The organism is Nitrospirales bacterium (assembly GCA_031315865.1).
In the GTDB taxonomy this organism is placed as follows: domain Bacteria; phylum Nitrospirota; class Nitrospiria; order Nitrospirales; family UBA8639; genus JAGQKC01.
In genome coordinates this window covers 712,028-730,459 of record JALDRJ010000002.1, presented here as the reverse complement: position 1 = coordinate 730,459, position 18,432 = coordinate 712,028, and the positions used below count along the sequence as shown (strand labels likewise).

Sequence of the window (18,432 nt, the reverse complement as noted above, 5' to 3'; positions counted from 1 at the left end):
GGTGTTGGAAACAGCGAATTAATGGCTGAGAAGCAAATTAATGAAATGCGTTATGTGTATGAAATTGGGGCATTCCTTATTTCATTTGAGACACTAATGGATAATATACGTCGTTTTTTAAGACTTTGTTATGAGACGAATACCCATGCGAGTTGTAGTAAGAAGAAGATATCAGAACTAGATAATCTAACGGCTGGTCCGCTCATCGAAAAACTTACCAAGGCCTATTCCCCAATAGCTGCAAGCGACAAGGAAGGTCTCCAGGCTTTGTCTGGTTTCCAAAAATATATGGAACAAATCAAGGAAGATCGAAATCAGTTGGTTCACGGTTATCATCTGAAAAGTGATTCCCCTGGTGTTGGATTCACTATTAAGAAAGGAAAGAAGGCAAAAGCCATGAGCCACACTGCTGAGGATCTGAGGAGTCGAACCGTTTTTATGCACCAATTGTCCCAAGATCTCCATCGCGCATGCAGCGCATTAAAACATAAGCAATCAATCAAAAAGTGTTTTGTAACGTTGAGTAATTCACAGAGTGCCACGGCAAACCTTAAGCCAATTGGCCAAAACATTTTTAAGGAGAATGCCATACATAGATGAACACCAGTGATACTCTCATAATTTCGGTGGCTTTACAGAGACGGTGGTCAATCTAGCGCAATGCGGGGTGACAGTCTATAATGCCTCTCGTTGATTTTGTAAGCTATGAGTGTACGGGGTTGCGTGGGGTTTCAGATGCCGTCATTCTCGAATCCAGTCACTCGCCTCGAACCTTCTTGTTCCGAGAATCCAGCAAGCTCACAAGATAGATATTTTGCAGGAAAATCTCTCCCTGGGCGGGTTGAAAGAACAGATCTGTCTTCAGGGAGATGAAGTGAAAAGGGGCCATGACGCGTTATTTTCAACCGCTGATCATTCTCGTCTTTGTATCTTCTATGCTCGGGTGCAGCTCCTCCCCGACGTATACGACTTCCGAAGAAGTGAGGCTGGCGACGACATCAACGGTCGATGCTTTCGAGAATGTCACGTGGTTGGAGGCACCCCCGGTAACCAGTCCGCAAACTCTAGTCACGTACCAGCTTCGATCGGCTTCGGCCAAAGACTTGTCTTTTTATCAACTGTATCTTCATCAAACCCGGGAAAAAGAGCAGGGATGGGCCTTGTTCGAACATGCCAGGGGTAAGGATGGTGAACCCCTTTCTTTTCTCAAGATCGATCGGCAGCATCTTTCCGATCCTCCCGGAGGTTTAAAGGAAGTCTTTGCTGTCCAATTGACTGATCAAGACGTGAGTCGTTACGCGCAGACTGGTCTTTCTCTGGTGCTTCGCGGGCAGCATGATCTGGTCGCTGTCGAGGTGCCCGCCTTTTATTTTCAAGGGTTCTTGAACAGGTCTCATGAGCCCTCGACATCTTCACCGAAGAAGCCTTAATGGCACCTCTAAACACTGTCCTTTTCCGCGATGGTGGCGTCAACCGCGTGCTCAAATCCTCATGTATTCCCATATACACTGTGGTTTTCCGCGCGTGGTTTCCTTGCCCTCACAAAAAAATCCTCGTTTTTAGAGATGCCCTTAAGAACAGGAAGCTGGACCGTTTTTGACGATAGGCCCAGTCTTCTGGTCTGTCTCCATCTGGCACCCGTTTTCTCTGTATTCAGATTCAAGGCAAAGAGGGTTGGGAACACCTGTTCCCCTTGTCTTCCCAATGTCACTCTGCGCACACTGAGGGGTAGAAGCATCGACTTTCTCAAGGTGTGATGAGCCTTGAGGATTGCACCCCTTGAGCCGCGCCAGTCTCTCATCTGGCGCGGCTTATTTTTTGCTGCCATTTTCCAGTAGGTAAAGATTTTCTCTGGCTGGACGGAGTAAAATGCTCAGATGATCTATCAAAGCCAAGCCTCAAATCCAAGCCAATGTCGTTAGAGCCGGAATCCATGACATGACCACATCGCATTGGACATTCGTACGGACCTGCGTATTAACGTTGACTCTTTTGCTGGCGACCAACGTGGCCTTTGCGGACGGAGCGTGGGTGTTATGGATGAAGGTCAACAAGGATACGGCGCGCACAACAGACCCTCTGATTTGGGAAGTCCTGAACGCGACGCCTAACTATCATGATTGCCTGACGTTGGCGGCTCAGGAGAATACGTCGCTCTATGAGTCCTACGCGACTCAACTCGGCAATACCAAGCATGCAAGTTTAAAAAAAGGCACTCATTACACGATGATTACGAATGCCGGTCAGCAAGTCACCCAACGAGTGGATTTTCTGTGTTTACCTAACGGGATGAACCCACGCCACTAGAAAAAAGAGACAGACGGCTTTCCCGCCTGACGATGAAAGGCAAGTCCTTCCTTTGCTACGGTTACTCCGAACGCTGAACCATGGTCATCCAAATCCAAGCAAAAACCCCGCAGGCAGAAATAGTGAGGAGAAGGTCAAAGGATTTCACGACGAGATTGCTCCTTGTTGAGATGAACGTTTGAATGCTCGTTCAGAGTGCGCAGTCTCTGACGTGAATGAGTATTCCACGAATGGCCTATCTGGCATTCTAGAAACCGACAAGTTCTAGCGGTAATGGCCTCAAACGAATCAGTCAGCAAAGCTGCTTGCGATTAAGATGGATACAATCTAGCGAGTAGGATGCGTGAGCAAGGGAGCGAAGTTGGAAGGGGAAACCCGAATAGCTGGGATTCTTGTCGTTACCTGTCTATCGACGCCTAATCATGTCAGCAGGTGAAAAATGTCTTCATGGCCCAGAAGCATCAAGGCGCAACTTAGTTGAAAACCCTTTTCTTCATCTTCTATTTCACTATCTCTGAGCGATCTATTTTGTGTATTCTTTGATTCCTGTCACCTGGAAAGGTTTGACAGTGATGCCAAAGTTGGCATCTATGAAAAGTCATGCATTCATGAATGTTTCGTACAGGAGGCAATGGTCATCATGAAACGACTCGATCTTTTCTGCGTCATGGTTGCGATGTGCTTCGTGGGATTGTCGTCGGTGGCGGAAGCCGAAGAGTTGGTGGAGAATATGCCGATCAAGTCGATCGAGAAAGACGAGGCCACGGTCGATACTCAAGTCAATATTCGAACATCGAACGTGGTCGTGAAGCGAATTCCTTTAGGGCATGCCTTAGTCTTAGCCTTCCCTGAGCCTTTTGTTGGGGCTCAAGTGGCGAATCCTGCGATTGCTGATTCTCTCATTCTCAGCCCCACCCAGCTCTATCTCGCAGGAAAGGGTATCGGCTATACCACGTTGACCCTGTGGGACAAGAAGAAAAATCTCTCCGCCGTCTTGGAATTGGTCGTGCATCTCCCGATCGATGACTTGAAGCAAAATCTGACGGCTCTGTTTCCCGAAGAAAAAGATATCGTGATCACGACGGCTCACGAACACATCATACTGACGGGCCAAGTATCAAACATTGAAATCAAGACCAAAATTGGACAGGTTGCAGGGGCCTATGCCCCTCACAAAGTGTTGAACTTTTTGAAATTTATTCATGAATAAGAAAGCTCTCGACATTATTCGTGACACAACTGACGAATAGCGTGGATTTCGAGGTATTCAGATTCGACACATGTGGTCCCATCCGTGTTTTGGTTATGGTCAGTCCATAAGCGTTCAAGATCGTTGTGAAGGGCTTCCTGTTTCTCCGGAGATGACGCAAGTGCCGCAAAGGCGCGATTTGTCGGTCCGTAATACTGGCGCCAGAACTCGATGAGCTCCTTACCGGCGAAAGGAAATTTCAGGGCTATATGAGGACGATGAAATTGTAGCTCTGTCCCGGTCCCCAATCGTTCTCGCGCGATGTCCTCGCTGCCCCATTGAATGGGAGAGGGAATGTCCGGCGGTGGAACGAGTTTCGATATCATCGTAAACATCTGTCCGATAAACCCCGTTGCCGTCCAGTTTGCCATGGCGATGACGCCATTCGGTTTGCACACCCGGAGGAGTTCCGTCGCGACGAGTTCAGGACGCGGAGCAAACATCGCCCCAAACATCGTGACCACAGCGTCGAAGCTTGCGTCAGGGTACGGGAGATTCTCGGCATCTCCTTCCTCGAATTCGGCTGTTAATCCCTCAGCTTTCGCGTTGGCTCGCGCTTGTTCCAGTAAATTCGTGGCGATATCAATGCCGGTGACTGTGGCGCCAGCCTTCGCGGCAGGAATCGAGAGATTGCCCGTGCCACAGGCAACGTCCAAAACACGCATGCCTGGCTGAAGTTGGAGCCGCTCGACAAAGTGTTGGGCTCCTGTCTCATAGGACTTGGCGATCAAGCCAAAGTTTCCAGCCATCCATGTGGCCTTCATCCTGGCTTTTAACGCCTCCATGTCAGTCGATGTGGGATTCATTGGCTACCCTCACTAGAAAAATGGTTTGCATAAAAGAATTTTGGACGATAACGCTGTGTGAATGAATACGCAAGGTTGTCATGGATCTTCATGAGCCAGAGTACTTCCACGAGACTGCCGGCTTATATTGTTCAGATGATAGCCAGGAAAGACTTTTACGTGTTCGACGTTCTAATGTAGCAAACGTTGTGAAGAGCTGTCTGACGGGTCGTAGCAAGACCGCGCAGGCGATCGTGGAGGGGAGGCTGGTCGCTCATCGAGTTTTTGCATGCGTTTGATGATCTTCTCCAGCTCAGACATGGCGTTATTGAGACGCTGAATGGAATCATCTAGCAGTTCACTAAAAACCGTCGAGGTGAGTTTCATGTGAATTTCCTGAAGTCGAGCAGGGTATAGCCGTTTCAAATAACATCCGTCTGGTTCAACGTTATACCGCGCGGGGTGTGTCGTCCGTATCGCTTGGAACGATATGTGGATTCGCTATATATGCGTGTGAAAGTGCTTCATTGTATCCCATCTCACGTACAATAGCATTATCTCATTCCTCGTCATTCTTCCCTGTTGCCTGCCCTTCATATTCATTGCAGATGTTGATTGAGCCTGGTGGCAACGGTAAGATGCAGCGCTCGCTCACATTCCAGTAGTCCCAAGGTGAAAGGGAAGTACGTATGTCGATGAATACGGGAAGTCGGATACCTCAGACAATGCGGAAACGTCGTGGTTTGGTCATAGGGATATTGTGCATTGTGCTCATCGCTCCATCTGTCGGGCTGGCAGAATTCGAAGCCCGGGACACGGTGAAGAAGGGGACAATGGAGCTTGGTGTGATCGCTGGCTATTGGAAAGAAAACAGCTTAGATGGCACGAAGCCCTCATCAAATCAACGCGCCGTCTATGTTCTTCCGCGTATCGGCATCGTGTTCACTGATCCGTTTGAGGCGGGGTGGGGGACCGGAAACCTGGAGTTCCTCGCTGAACCGTTAGGGGCGCGGTACTGGAAACCCTTCAAAGCCTATGCCGGGGGGCTGTCATTGGTGCTCAAGTATAATTTTTTATCCTTTGGCCGCTGGATGCCGTATTGGGACATGGGGGCGGGAATGTTGTGGACTGATCTGGCGCCAAGAATTCCCGAACAAAGTACGCAGGTAAATTTCGTTCTGGAGACTGGCCCGGGCGTTCAGTATTTTGTGACGAAGCAGTTTGCTTTGACGACGAGTGTCCGATATCACCATATTTCCAACGCGAATACCGGTGATCGAAACGTTGGGTTAAACGCGTGGTTATTCAGTGGAGGGTTTTCGTTTTTCCTCCCTTGATGAGGTCCCGTCGATCGATGAAAAAACTCTACGTCTCACAGAATTTGATTGAGGTCGAAACACGAAAAGAAATGCTTGATCAGGAAGGGATTCTCTGTACGATCAAAAATCAGCAGGGCTCATCGCTCGCCGGCGAAGTGCCATTTGTCGAGGTCTTTCCTGAGTTGTGGGTCATCAATGATGATGATTATCCCAGAGCGAAAGAAATCCTAGACAAATGGGACGAAGCAGCCAATGTAAACGCAGAACGATGGACATGCCCGAACTGTGGCGAGCAGCATGAGGGGGAGTTTACGACTTGTTGGAAGTGCGGACGTGAAAGAACTGACGCGACCTGAACGACACAAGATGTTCGTTATGCGCTGCCGGTAATATCGAATTATTGAACCCTTGCCTGAGCAGGAAAGAGATGGTCTTTGGCGATGTGTTTGAGTGCGCGCAAATCTAGTTTGCCGGTGCCCAACACGGGGATTTGTTCCACTTTTATGAAGTAGTCCTTCCTGGGAATGAACAGATTCGGGAGTCCACTCGCCGCAACTTTCTCCAGCAGCTTCGGGATAGCCTTTTCGTCGACAATATGCAGGACAGCCAATTGTTCCCCCTTTTTTTCATCAGGCACTGACGTCACGGCAAAGACCTGGGTGTCGGCGTTGACCGCTCGATGCAATGCTTCTTCAACTTTCCCATGGGGGACCATTTCCCCCCCGATCTTGGAAAATCTCGAGAGTCTGTCGGTGATTTTGATGAAGCCTTCTTCGTCGACTTGAGCAATGTCGCCGGTGATATACCATCCCTCATGCATCGATTTGGCGGTGAGGTCTTCTCGTCCTAAATAGCCTTTCATGACATTCGAGCCTTTCACGAGCAACATGCCGGGAGTTTCCGACGGCAAAGGGGCAAACGTGTCCGGATCGACGATCCGGATCGACACGCCCGGCAAGGGCTGACCGACAGTACCGGGGCGAGAGGCGGGCTGGAAGAAGCCAGCGGCTCGAAAGTCAGGACAATTGACCGCGACGACCGGTGAGCATTCCGTCACGCCGTAGCCCTCGATGGGCCGTATGCCGAACCGTTCTTCAAAGGCCTGAAGCAGCCGGTCCGGTAATTTTTCAGCGCCCGTGAGCACGATACGAAGAGACCCGAACTGTTCAGGCGTGCACCGACGCAAGTAGAGTTGGAGGAATGTCGGTGTAGTCAGTAAGATCGTGATTCGATACTTGTGCACGAGCTCACCGATGGGCCCGGCATCAAGCGGAGACGGGTGGAATACCACACCGGCCCCGTGGATGATCGGAAACCATAATGTCGCCAGGTATCCGAATGAATGAAAAAAAGGCAGGATTCCCAGGAGGCGATCGTGGGCGCCCACGTGGAGGGATTGAGCCACCGCTTCGACATTGGAATCAATATTAAAGTGGCTCAGCATGACACCCTTCGGTTCACCGGTGCTCCCGCTACTGAAAATGATCGTCGCGAGGTCGTCCATGGCGGGACGACACACGGCCCCGCATTTCCTCTCCAGCAGCGTCATGGGCGCAAAGAGTCCAAGCAGCATGGCCATCAGTTTGTCGGTCGAACGTATGGTTTGACGGATGTTCTCCAGCCATATCATCGTCACGGTTTCCGGAATCTCTAATTTCGCCTTTTCGATAAACTGTCGGCTCGTGACAACCGTTTGGAGACTAGCTTGCTTGGCGGCTGATTCCATGCCACCTCGGCCCGCCGTAAAGTTGAGATTGACCGTGGTTCGGCCGGAAAGCGTCGCGGCGATGTTGACTAATGCCCCGGCCACGCTTGATGGCAGTAAGATGCCAACCGTGTGTTGTCCCTCCCATGGCGTTCGGAGTGCCCTGGCCAGGACGATGGCGCCAGTGAGGGCTTCAAGGCAGGAGACTTTGGGTCGCGTCAGGTCTCCGAAGGCGAATCGAAAGGGGTGGCGACGCATGGCCCAGACGAATGAATGGTGGAGAGGCCTGCAGCTGGGTTTTCGTTCTACCCAGGCCGCTTCTCCCATCTCCTGGATGATCATTCGTACTTCATGAGCCGAGGTCGTGGAGGGAAGTGGTGCGCCATAGGATACCGTGACCGGGTAAGGGACGCGTTCCGGGAGTTTGGTCAGAAATTTCCCTCCGATAAAACTGAAGATGCTTCCCCAAACGCGATCGAGATGTACGGGAATAATCGGGATTTCGCGACCCTTGATGATTCGTTCAAAGCCTTGGCGAAACGGTAAAAGGCCGCCGGTTCTCGTAATCTGACCTTCCGGGAAAATGCATACCAAGTCTCCGTCATCTAAATGTCGGCCAGCCTCGCGAAGGGCCTTGAGGATTTCTCTGGGTGTGCCAGTCGATGAAATGGGAATGGCATCCATGACTCGAGCCAGCCCGCGAAAGAGAGGATGGTCGTAATAGTATTGATCGACGATAAATCGTACAGGGCGGTCCAAACTTGCGAGGATCAATAAGCCGTCCACGAACGAAACATGGTTGGCGACCAGCAAGGCGCCGCCTTCCTGCGGAACATGTTCGCGGTGTAAAATCGTGAGCCGATAGAACGTATGAGTAAAGAGGCTTAACGCGACGCGAAGAAACGCACCTGGTAGGAGCGTGAGCGCCCAGACGGTGGCCGCCAACGTCAAGCCTCCAGATACAATTAAGATACCACTTGCGCTCAGGCCAATTCCCGAGAAGAGCCCGGCGCTTAATGATCCAATGAGCACTCCGCTAAACACCGCGGTGTTGGAGAGGGCAATCACCGCTCCCCGTCGATCTTCCGGTGAACGCCACTGAATCAGGGCATTGATCGGAACGACGACAAATCCGCTCGCGACTCCCAAGAGGCACATCCAGAGCAGTGTTCCAAAGAGCTGTGGTTGAGCGATTCCCAGCACGAGCAAACACAAGCTCAGACCGATGGCGCCTAAGGGAATGAGTCCATATTCGACTTTCGCACCAGACCATTTTCCCGCGAGGACGGCACCAACACCGATGCCGACGCCAAAGGCCGCCAAGGGTAATCCGGTTTTTGAATCAGACAAACCCAAAACGGACTTTCCGTAAATGATGATGTCCTGGCCTACGAGACTCGCGATAGTCCAGAACGCGATAGCTCCGATGATCCCGAATCGCAGGACCCGATCCGATTGAACCGCCTCCCAGGCAGAAACAATCGTGGCTTTGATTCCACCTTCGGCCCGGGCGGCTGGCACGGGGGGAATGGCATACGCGGCTGCCAGCCCCACGACGGTTAAGCCAGTCAGAAGAAGTCCCGCGAGCCACGGAGTTGGGTCTGTGATGCCCAACAATACGCCGCCCGCGGCCGTTCCTGCGATGATGGCCGCAAAGGTCCAGAGTTCCAATGATCCATTGCCCATCGTGAGTTGTTCATGGGGCAGAATTTCAGGAAGAATTCCGTACTTTGCCGGACTATACAGAGCACTTTGAGCCCCCATTCCCATTAGCACGATCAGGGGGAGCATCCCACCTCGAGGATTGAGAAACAACGCGAAGGTACCGAGCGACATCAGGCCAACTTCTACCCATTTCATGGCGATGATGACATTTCGTTTGCTGAAACGGTCAGAAAAAACACCCGCAATAATCGATATCATCATCATCGGAAGGGTAAATACGACAAACGTGATCGTGGTGCCCGTTTGGGCGGCAGCCTCAAATTCAGGACCAGTCGCACCTAATTCGGCTCCAACCTGTTTAATGGCCAACAAGGCCACCATAAGTTTCCAGGCATTGTCATTAAAGGCTCCGCAGAACTGTGTGATGAGAAGGCCGCGAAGCGGGTTTGAGCTTGGCGATGGCATGGGTATGCGATGAAGAGTGCTTGAGAGGGAACTATTGGTACATCTCTGTATGTTCGAGGCCTATTCGATTCCGACCTATCTCCTGGGAATTGTACCAATCTTTTGTGCTTGTTGCGATCGCAGGCACCAATTCTGGGCGACAAAATCGGAGATGCCTAGAACATGGCAGGTTATCCCTGCATTAGGAGGTGACCAACAGGCAGAACGTAGCAGTGGATGGAACGTGCGAGGGGGATGTTTCGTTCTCGTCGTAAAGTCGCAGTCATCATCGGCACATAAGAGGGCCGAAGAGGTCAGCCATGTTGATCAGGAGGTGAATATTGTCGTATGTAGGCTTCTACCATTGCTTCTTCGACCGTAAGAAAGGGGTTCAACATTGCGGTCATGAATGCATCTGAGGAATGATCGACGCGGACCGATTCCTTACCTTTGGAAACTGCGTGACGAAGTAGTCGATTGTGACTTCTGTGCTCTGTGGATTGTGTTGGAATATTCATGATTCTTGGGTACAGCAAAAGGCAGACCAGGCTGGAGGGTCTCACGCTCCGGGAGGGGAACGGGGGAACCCACTGATTTCACGAGCATTCTCAAAATGTCATTTTCCCGAATTCTTTTTTCAGCTGATGAGCAGTCATGAAACTGGCGCGAGCAGTCAGATCCTTAACAGCCGCCACGTCGGGTATCGAGGCATTGCCGCTTCTTTCTCTAGGAGTAGGCTATTAAGGGCGGTAGAGTAGTCGCAGCGGAAACTGGAGTAAGCATGTCGATGAACCCGACAGGTTGTTCAACGTAGGTTATCGAGACTTGTCACTCGTCTTTGGCATCAACATCTCGTTTTTTTGAAAACTTGGCAGTTATCAAATTTCGACGAGTCAGAAATTTTGCCAATTTGCCGCACTGATGTTCAAAAAATCAATCTGATGATCGATTCAGTTGGATTCCAATTATGTGGGTTTGTATGAATTGAAAGAAAACGCGTGCAACTCTTTTTTTCATTCGAGACTGGCCTTGATCTTGCTCGAAGAGGGCATTGTGATGAACGGAAATTACCTAAGCCTCATTGACATAGGATTATCAACGAACGGGTCTTTCGTGTGCAGAAAACGCCTCTAGTTTCAGGGAGCACTTGACCATGGATATTCTAACCCCATCATCTTTTTCGTCTCCTGTTGATTTTCGTCTGGCCCTTGGAATCGGTTTTACGCTGCTTAGTGTCGTGTATTGGCGAATTCTGACTGTAGCAGGAAAGACTCGAAAACAATTCCACGCCTTACAACCAGAAGTCCGGATCACGAATCGTGCGACAGTCTATTCCAATGGCCAAGATGTGCTCACACTCTCTCTTCGAAATAATGGAGGTTCACCGGCTGAGAAAATTCGTGTGATGGTTCATGGATACGAAGGGGAGAGGCCAATGCCCATCATAGCTCAGTTGAATCCATGGACGGCGGAGCAGGAAGTATGGGTGAGAGTCAAATCAAATTCCCCTTTGCTCCGCGAAAGGCGATCGAACATTCGACTGATTATTCGCTATCAGGACCAATGGGGAAACCGTTACTCACTGACGTACCCTGTTGTTCAACGAGAATGCACGAAAGGAGGGATGGCTCTTCAGATTGTCGATAGAGGGGAACCTCGGATTTCCATGCCAGCGATCTCCTTCTGGCAAATGCGAAGATATCTGGTTTGCCATGCTCGTCAGGTCCGAAAAGGCAAGAATCAAGACCTACCGTTTCGCGGTCAGATTTGCACTAGTCATGATGACTCTCTTAGTCAATCGTTCATCCATTCCTATTTAGGAAAAGTCTGGCAAACCCAGAATAAATGGTGTTGAGTGACCGATAGGCTCAACATTCCATCGTTTCCTCCTTACCTCTTAACCCGGTCCATGAGACTCCGCATGGAAGTTATGCTGAACGGGCATAAAGTTCATTTGCCTCGATGCGTGTTTTTTTGATGTTTTCTTTTTTGAAATTCTTGTGGATTATTGAGTTGCCTGTCCTGTGGTGAGACAGACTCGGTTGAGGTCACGGGGTCCGAAATAGCTCGCTGATCAATCCGCTCCAGTCTGGTAATGATCCGTTCAAGTTCATCGATTGAAGCTTTTGCGCGTTCCAGGGCGAGCTGAAGTTGAGTCGGATGGTCAGAATCTTGAAGATCTCGCAACAGGTCAGCATAACCTCGTGTAATCCGCTCAATCATGCAGGCGATTCCTGATCAGGTTGAAGACAGCCCTTCCTCCAACTATCGTCACATTGTCGGCTTGACTTGCTGCAAAGGTGCGGTTTTCTTGCAGGACTCAACAGGGAGTTCACTCGTTCGTACAACCCACAGGAACGATACAAGACTGATTGTAACGGAGGGCAATTCTAAAAAGGTCTTAAGATTCGTTCTGTTCATTCCGACGAGGACTGTGGGCACACCCCTCTCTCTTTGAGAACGGAAAAGAAGAAGGGGCGATAGGTCACAGCAATCGCGGTATCATTTCAAGTGGGGTTAATGGAGGCCATTCATGACTGAATGCGTTCAGAATAATCGGCGAATTCTTGTGATAGATGACAACGTGGCCATTCACGAGGATTTTCGCAAGATTTTGTGCCAGGGGTTTGACGCTGCCTTGCTTCATGAGGCACGAGGTGGACTGTTTGATGATGTCGAAGCGTATCAAGCTGTTCAAAAGTTTGACGTGGATTTCGCGGATCAAGGGCAGGAAGGGCATCGAATGGTCCAACGTGCGATTCAACAGGGAAATCCGTATGCCCTGGCGTTTGTGGACATGCGAATGCCTCCAGGCTGGGATGGTGTTGAGACAATTGAACATCTGTGGAAAGAAGATGAACATCTCCAGATCGTCATCTGTACGGCGTTTTCCGATCATGACTGGGATCAAGTGCTGGAACGATTACCGAAAAGTGACAAGCTCCTGATCTTGCGCAAGCCATTCGACAATATCGAGGTTTGGCAGTTGGCCAATTCTTTGACCAAGCGATGGGATCAAAATCGTCAAGCCAAAAGCCAGTTGGATATGCTCGCCGAGCTGGCCGATCAACGGGCCGAAGAACTGCAAAAGGAATCTGAGCAGATTCAATTGGCGATGACGGCGCCAACTGATGTGCCAGAATAATCCATGATCATCGGACCGTCCTCACCGCTATCTGGAAAAGAGGAGCCGTTGCTTCTCGTGACTGCGTGAGTATCGTAGTTTCGGTATGAATGCCCAGAGGCGTAGAGCGTCGTTTACCTCATGTAAAAAGGTTGCGTATGGACAACATGGAGTCTATCAATCGTCGGATCTTGGCTATCGATGATAATCGCCAGGTTCTTGAAGATTACCGAAAAGTCTTGTCGTCTTCGCTCGAGTCGGTCTTAGACCACAGGCATCGAGAGGCCTTATTCGAAGAAAAGGCCGTCGCGGTCGATCAACAGCCGTTTTTCGTGGATTGTGCTGAACAAGGCGAGGAGGGCCTTGAACTGGTGAAGCGTGCCGTGACTCAACGGAGTCCATATGCCGTGGTGTTTGTGGATATGCGAATGCCTCCCGGTTGGGATGGCGTCGAGACCATTGAACGAATGTGGGAAGTGGATCCAAGCATTCAAACCGTGATTTGCACGGCCTTTTCCGACTATGCATGGGATGAACTCATTCCGCGCTTAGGCCATCGTGATCAACTCTTGATTCTTCGCAAGCCATTCGATCCGATAGAAGTTCGGCAACTCGCGAATTCACTCACCTATAAATGGCATTGGGCCAGCCATGCGCGGGGCCGCATGGGTGAGCTGGAAAGTCAGGTCGACCAGCGGTTGACCGAGCTCCGGGAGGCCAATGCGAAATTGGAACAGGATGTCCTTCGTCGGCAATCGATTGAAGCTCAGCTGGCTCAGACGGTTCATGATTTAGAAGAACGTAATAAGGAATTGAGTGAAGCCCGTGATCAAGCCTTAATCGAAGTTCACGAACGTGAGCGTGCCGAACTTGCCCTTCGACATAAGACTGAAGAGCTCGTGCGTTCTAATCATGAGCTGGATCAGTTCGCTTCGGTGGCGGCTCATGATCTTCAAGAGCCGCTCCATACCGTTCAAGTCTTCAGTGATTTGTTGCGTGTGAAATGTGGGAGTCAACTGAGCGAATCAGGACATGAATTTCTGGGGCGAATCCTCAAAGCCTCGGGGCGGATGCAACGCCTGATCCAGGATCTTCTGGTCTATTCGCGATTAGAGAATCAGGAACGAGCGATGGAGCCAATTCAGCTTCAACAGGTCGTTGACGAGATTTTGAATGATTTTGCCGTTCGAATCGAAGAAAAGCATGCGGTGGTAGAGGTTGGTGAGCTTCCTGTGATTGAGTTCGACAGGACGCAAATTCGGCAACTCTTGCAAAATTTGATCGGAAATGCGTTGAAATTTCACAAGCCCGGTGAACCGCCTCAGGTCCGTATTTCGGCACATCTCATGAAGGAACGTCGCCAGCAAGAGGGACTGCATCCGGAACAGCTATGCCAGCTTCTGATTGAAGATCATGGCATCGGCATGGAGCCCCATCACACCGAACGGATATTCGGGATGTTCAAACGTCTTCACGGGAGAGATGAGTACGAGGGGACGGGGATAGGATTGGCTGTCTGCAAGAAGATTGTCGATCGCTATGGGGGAAAAATAACGGTTCAAAGTCAATTGGGACAGGGATCAAGGTTTCTCATCACTCTTCCTATGAGTCGTACGACCGAAGGTGGAGACGGGAGCTTGATTGGTGCGTTCGCATCATCTCACCATGTAACCACTCTCGGAGTATGAGTGGCACCCTTTTACAGCGTCCGTTCTTCTACAGGCAAGAGACGGTAAATGAGTATAGTTTTCAGCCACTTCTGCTCAATTTCTTCTGTCTGAACTCCTAAAGAATTTCTTACCAATACCGATACAGTAGGCAACAGGGTGTAAAGGGCAAACTGCCTGAGAAGGTAGGACGCAAAGCCATGGAACCTGAGTTGGGAGCATCGATGTTCCCGGGGTTCGCCAAGCTGCTACACTGGTTACAGGAGCGACAACCCTCCTTTCGTACATCACGATGATTGATGTGTGCCAGAGGAGTTGTCTTTTCCCTCCAGATTCCTTCCTTAATTGCAGGCGCGGTCACTTTTTACCCCAATTCATCTAGAGAGTCCATTCACCGCACCCGGTGGATATGTTGACTGAGCCTTGTCAATTCGAACTGCACAAGATCGACGTTACTAATCCACAGATCCATGAGATGACAACTAGACCTTGGATTAGCCACGCATTCGACGATCCGTGTCTGTTGCTTGGCGGCGGCTCTCTTCAGTCTCAATGGGGTGATCGTGTTCGAGATGATCGTGTCTGCTGGAACCTGGCTGCGGTCATGTGAGTTACCGATCAGCCCTGCAATTGGTTAGCGGAGTAGTAACTTCATTCACTCACGATACCACATCCACTTGGCCTTGTTGACGATAATTGTGTTTCGGATCGTTGAGAAGAAGTGACAGTGCTGAAAAAGAGTGAACGTCTGAAGCAACGATATGGTGTGTCATGAGTAACGATCAGTATCGCTTTTGGTTGTTCTAAGGTTGTCTCGCTACGTTAATAGGAGGGCGCGAACATGAATTCCTGCATTCAATCGATTCCATTCATTGTGTTAATGGCGGATGACAGTACGGATGATTGTTTAGTCGCACAGGCTGCGTGGGATGAATGTTGTCTCGGAAAAGAACTGCGGTTTGTTCATGATGGCGAAGAGCTCATGAACTATCTCACCCACCGTGGACCCTATGCAGACATGGAAAAATATCCCAGACCTGGCTTGATCCTGTTGGATTTGAATATGCCGAAGAAAGATGGATGTTCTGCCCTCATCGAGATCAAGGCAGACCCTAAGTTACAGGACATACCAGTCCTCGTCCTCACAACCTCCCGGGTCGCGAAACATATCGATAGCGCGTATAGCTTGGGAGCCCATTCATTTATCACGAAACCCAATAACCTAGATGGATATCTTGAGCTGATGAAAGGGTTGACCAAGTACTGGTCCAAGATGATCCCCGTGCAAGGTACGCACCGGGGCAGGCCCGTGTTGATGCACTGATACCTGAGGAAATTTGGAAACTTCATGTATCGAGATCAACGAGCAACCCCTCTCGATCGTTGACGGAAGTGGATAGGGGAAGGATGTCGTATGAGCGTCACGCAGGATTGGGAACGAAAAAATGAAGAGCTGAGAGCAGCCAGAGATGAGCTTTCGGAGGCGAAATCACGAATTGAAAACATCATTAGCTCTATGGCTGACACGCTCTTGGTTATCAACGCCGATCTGGTCATCGGCGCCGTCAACCGTTCGCTATTAACGTTATTAGGTTATACAGAAGAAGAATTACTTCAAGAATCTCCGAGTAAGATCTTCGGTGAAGAATTGGCCCAAGGGTCGATCATGGAGACACTCTATTGCCAGGGATCTGTCCGTGACGTCGAAACCAGCTATCTCGCTAAACATGGCGAGCAAATTCCGATGTCGCTTTCAGGGTCATTGATGATGGATGAGCATGGCGGTATTCAGGGACTCGTGTGCGTTGCCCATGACATCAGGGAACGTAAACGGATTGAGGAAGAGCGGCGTCAGATGCATGAAAAAATGATGGAGACCTCTCGTCGTCTTGGTATGGCTGATGTGGCCACGAGCGTCTTGCATAACGTGGGGAATGTGCTCAATAGCATCAATGTGTCGGTCGGCATTATGAGCACCACGCTACGTCAATCACTGGTCGGAGATGTTCGTAAAATCTCAGATTTGTTGGCAGCGCATAAGGACGATCTGAACACGTACCTGACGGAAGACAAGAAGGGCAAGCAGATTCCGGGATATCTTGCGCAATTATCTGAGCATTTGTTGAAAGAGCATCAAGTCACCCTTCAGGAATTAGAATCCCTGAATGCAAGTGCAGAACATGTGCGGCAATGTGTGGCCATGCAGCAGGGGATGGTCAAGGCTGGCGGCCTTCAGGAGCCCGTGGCGTTGATCGACCTGGTAGAGCAGGCTTTGACGATCAATAAAGCTCACAGAGAGCAATTAGCCGTTGACGTCATCCGGGAGTTTTCGGATGTGCCAGAGGTCGTCGTGGATAAACATCAAACTCTTCAAATTCTGGTCAACCTCGTTCGGAATAGTTTGCAGGCTATGCAGGCGACCGATCGGAGGTTGCTCACGGTTCGAATCCTGTTGTCAGCCCACGAGCCGAACATGGTCGAACTCCAAGTCTCGGATACTGGCGTTGGGATTGCTCAGAGTAATCTAACCCGGATCTTCTCTCAAGGTTTTACGACGAAGAAAGATGGACATGGTTTTGGTCTCCATAGCGGAGCTTTATTGGCTAAAAACATGGGTGGGGCTCTGACCGTGACCAGTGCAGGCGTCGGATGTGGTGCAACCTTTCATCTCACCCTTCCGACGGAGGTGCCAGAGAAACCGTGAGTCGAGAAGAATGTACGGGAGACTGGCTTCGAATGTCGTGGCTTTCTGATGCTCCAGATAAAAGGTGGCATTTCAGGCCTGCCCTCGTTCAAGACTGCCAGAGAACTAACCGAAAAACCTACAGAGATTTCATACTTTTCCGCCATTCTTCGAGAAACACACGATAAATGCATCAGCCGTCATGGCGTTTGTGTTTATGCGAATGCAGACGGGATGAATGGGGTCGATGCGAGACTTTTAAGCGAAATGAGGAACATCGTCTGCATGCCCGTGGCGTCAGTCTTTGTCTTTCCTGAGGTGTTGATCACGTGACTCAACCTCGTCACATTCTTTGTAGTGAGAGGAGAACCTCATTAGAGGGCGGGGGGCATGTACCCCCATGGATCCTTCCTAAAGAACTCGATTGGACGACGCATCAGATCAGCTTTGACCTGCTTGGAACTAGGCATTGCCTTGACCAGCTTGATCGTTCTGATAGCCGCATGCCTGGACAGTCAACCTACGCGCAAGCAATAGGTGGGGGAGGTTGTCCAAGCCCCATCCTCATACGGCCATCCAGTTATCCTGTTGATTCTTTGATCCCCGCCGAGTCAGCTCGTGACGGGAGTGAACGCATAAAAGGCAGGCTCATTCAACTCCTGCGTGCGATATGGATCGTATTTGACTACCAGCCCGCTACGATCGATCAGGGGATTATCTGGTTGGGAAGTGAGACCGTGAATCGTTTGCGTCTGATCGCTGAAATTTTCATGCTTTTGGACAAGAAACGAGACTGGCCTTTATCGGTGGATCAATTATGGAAGCATAGCATACGAACCGGGTGTTTCGCGGGTTGTCTGATCAAGGAAGAAGGGGGAGATGCTGGTACAATTTTGCAGTCTTGCCTGGCGGGATTTGCGCACGATATCGGACTGGCCATTTTAGCTGTTTCTGTTAATACGGGACGTTACCTTGAGGTTCTGGCTCATGCGAGGCGAGAGAGTACGACTTTAGCGACGGCTGAATTGCAGTTACTTGGGATTTCCCATGAGATTGTCGGAGCGGAATTGCTTCAAAGGCAGAAATTTTCTCAACCAATCGTTCATGCGGTATCCTTTCACGATCATCCTTTAGGGCTTGAGAATTCCGGGGTAACTCCGACACTCGCAGTTTTCGCGGCCAACATGTTGGATGGCGGAGGATGGCCTCAGGATAGTGACGGGGTGCCGTCAGATCGTGTGATGGAATATTTGTCGGCTTATGGGTGGGTGAATCCATGGCCCCGATGGCGACGGCATGTGGCACGGCTAGATCAACGGATCGATCAGTGGGAGTACGGTCGTGCCTGAATCGATTTTCCTGGTGGGGCATCCGTGTGGGGTGTAAAGATTGCTTGAAGCTGAGGATATCTCAGGTATACTAAGGTAATCCCGTTTGTCTTATCGATGCAGGTTCGGTACGCTCACCACACTCGAAGAGGATAG

General features: G+C 50.3%; 16 protein-coding genes and 1 riboswitch. Of the genes, 12 read left to right on the top strand and 4 right to left on the bottom strand.

The window, feature by feature from the left end; all coding sequences use genetic code 11:
- The first annotated feature begins 21 nt into the window (after positions 1-21).
- The 4 genes from MRJ96_03495 to MRJ96_03480 all read left to right on the top strand — a co-directional run bounded on the left by MRJ96_03495 (position 22) and on the right by MRJ96_03480 (position 3,517).
- A complete protein-coding gene (locus tag MRJ96_03495; protein MDR4500503.1) occupies positions 22-600 on the top strand; it encodes a hypothetical protein in 579 nt (192 codons plus the stop codon).
- Between the two features lie 287 nt (positions 601-887).
- Positions 888-1,430: a hypothetical protein gene (locus tag MRJ96_03490; GenBank protein ID MDR4500502.1), complete on the top strand. Its 543-nt coding sequence runs from the start codon at positions 888-890 to the stop codon at positions 1,428-1,430.
- A 508-nt stretch (positions 1,431-1,938) separates the two neighbouring features.
- A complete protein-coding gene (locus MRJ96_03485; GenBank protein ID MDR4500501.1) occupies positions 1,939-2,307 on the top strand; it encodes a hypothetical protein in 369 nt (122 codons plus the stop codon).
- Positions 2,308-2,947: 640 nt separating this feature from the next.
- Positions 2,948-3,517 carry a pilus assembly protein N-terminal domain-containing protein gene (locus tag MRJ96_03480; GenBank protein ID MDR4500500.1) on the top strand — a complete coding sequence of 190 codons (570 nt, stop codon included), beginning with the start codon at positions 2,948-2,950 and terminating at the stop codon, positions 3,515-3,517.
- A 14-nt stretch (positions 3,518-3,531) separates the two neighbouring features.
- Here MRJ96_03480 and MRJ96_03475 read toward each other — a convergent pair whose 3' ends face one another.
- Both MRJ96_03475 and MRJ96_03470 read right to left on the bottom strand, forming a co-directional pair.
- Positions 3,532-4,362, bottom strand: coding sequence for a class I SAM-dependent methyltransferase (locus MRJ96_03475; GenBank protein ID MDR4500499.1), 831 nt, complete (start codon positions 4,360-4,362; stop codon positions 3,532-3,534).
- A gap of 171 nt (positions 4,363-4,533) precedes the next feature.
- On the bottom strand, positions 4,534-4,728 hold the full coding sequence (locus tag MRJ96_03470) for a hypothetical protein (GenBank protein MDR4500498.1): 195 nt from the start codon (positions 4,726-4,728) through the stop codon (positions 4,534-4,536).
- Positions 4,729-5,030: 302 nt separating this feature from the next.
- On the opposite strand from MRJ96_03470, the gene MRJ96_03465 reads away from it, so the two are divergent.
- On the top strand, positions 5,031-5,678 hold the full coding sequence (locus MRJ96_03465) for an acyloxyacyl hydrolase (protein MDR4500497.1): 648 nt from the start codon (positions 5,031-5,033) through the stop codon (positions 5,676-5,678).
- 17 nt (positions 5,679-5,695) lie between these two features.
- Positions 5,696-6,016 (top strand): DUF2007 domain-containing protein, encoded by a 321-nt coding sequence (locus MRJ96_03460; protein ID MDR4500496.1) that lies wholly within the window; start codon positions 5,696-5,698, stop codon positions 6,014-6,016.
- Positions 6,017-6,057: 41 nt separating this feature from the next.
- Here MRJ96_03460 and MRJ96_03455 read toward each other — a convergent pair whose 3' ends face one another.
- Entirely contained in the window at positions 6,058-9,495 is a 3,438-nt protein-coding gene (locus MRJ96_03455; protein MDR4500495.1) for an acyl-[ACP]--phospholipid O-acyltransferase, read from the bottom strand.
- Positions 9,496-10,627: 1,132 nt separating this feature from the next.
- Here MRJ96_03455 and MRJ96_03450 point away from each other — a divergent pair.
- A complete protein-coding gene (locus tag MRJ96_03450) occupies positions 10,628-11,329 on the top strand; it encodes a hypothetical protein (protein MDR4500494.1) in 702 nt (233 codons plus the stop codon).
- A gap of 95 nt (positions 11,330-11,424) precedes the next feature.
- On the opposite strand, the gene MRJ96_03445 is transcribed toward MRJ96_03450, so the two are convergent.
- Positions 11,425-11,697 carry a hypothetical protein gene (locus MRJ96_03445; GenBank protein MDR4500493.1) on the bottom strand — a complete coding sequence of 91 codons (273 nt, stop codon included), beginning with the start codon at positions 11,695-11,697 and terminating at the stop codon, positions 11,425-11,427.
- 310 nt (positions 11,698-12,007) lie between these two features.
- Between MRJ96_03445 and MRJ96_03440 the strand changes: the two genes are divergently transcribed.
- The 5 genes from MRJ96_03440 (at position 12,008) to MRJ96_03420 (ending at position 18,297) form a co-directional block, all read left to right on the top strand.
- A complete protein-coding gene (locus tag MRJ96_03440) occupies positions 12,008-12,619 on the top strand; it encodes a response regulator (GenBank protein ID MDR4500492.1) in 612 nt (203 codons plus the stop codon).
- 137 nt (positions 12,620-12,756) lie between these two features.
- Entirely contained in the window at positions 12,757-14,286 is a 1,530-nt protein-coding gene (locus MRJ96_03435; protein ID MDR4500491.1) for an ATP-binding protein, read from the top strand.
- Positions 14,287-14,422: 136 nt separating this feature from the next.
- Positions 14,423-14,518, top strand: a riboswitch (cyclic di-GMP riboswitch).
- A 588-nt stretch (positions 14,519-15,106) separates the two neighbouring features.
- Positions 15,107-15,589 (top strand): response regulator, encoded by a 483-nt coding sequence (locus tag MRJ96_03430; GenBank protein MDR4500490.1) that lies wholly within the window; start codon positions 15,107-15,109, stop codon positions 15,587-15,589.
- A 90-nt stretch (positions 15,590-15,679) separates the two neighbouring features.
- Complete coding sequence (locus MRJ96_03425) at positions 15,680-16,969, top strand: PAS domain S-box protein (protein ID MDR4500489.1); 1,290 nt, start codon at positions 15,680-15,682, stop codon at positions 16,967-16,969.
- 308 nt (positions 16,970-17,277) lie between these two features.
- Positions 17,278-18,297 (top strand): HDOD domain-containing protein, encoded by a 1,020-nt coding sequence (locus MRJ96_03420; protein ID MDR4500488.1) that lies wholly within the window; start codon positions 17,278-17,280, stop codon positions 18,295-18,297.
- Positions 18,298-18,432: the final 135 nt, after the last annotated feature.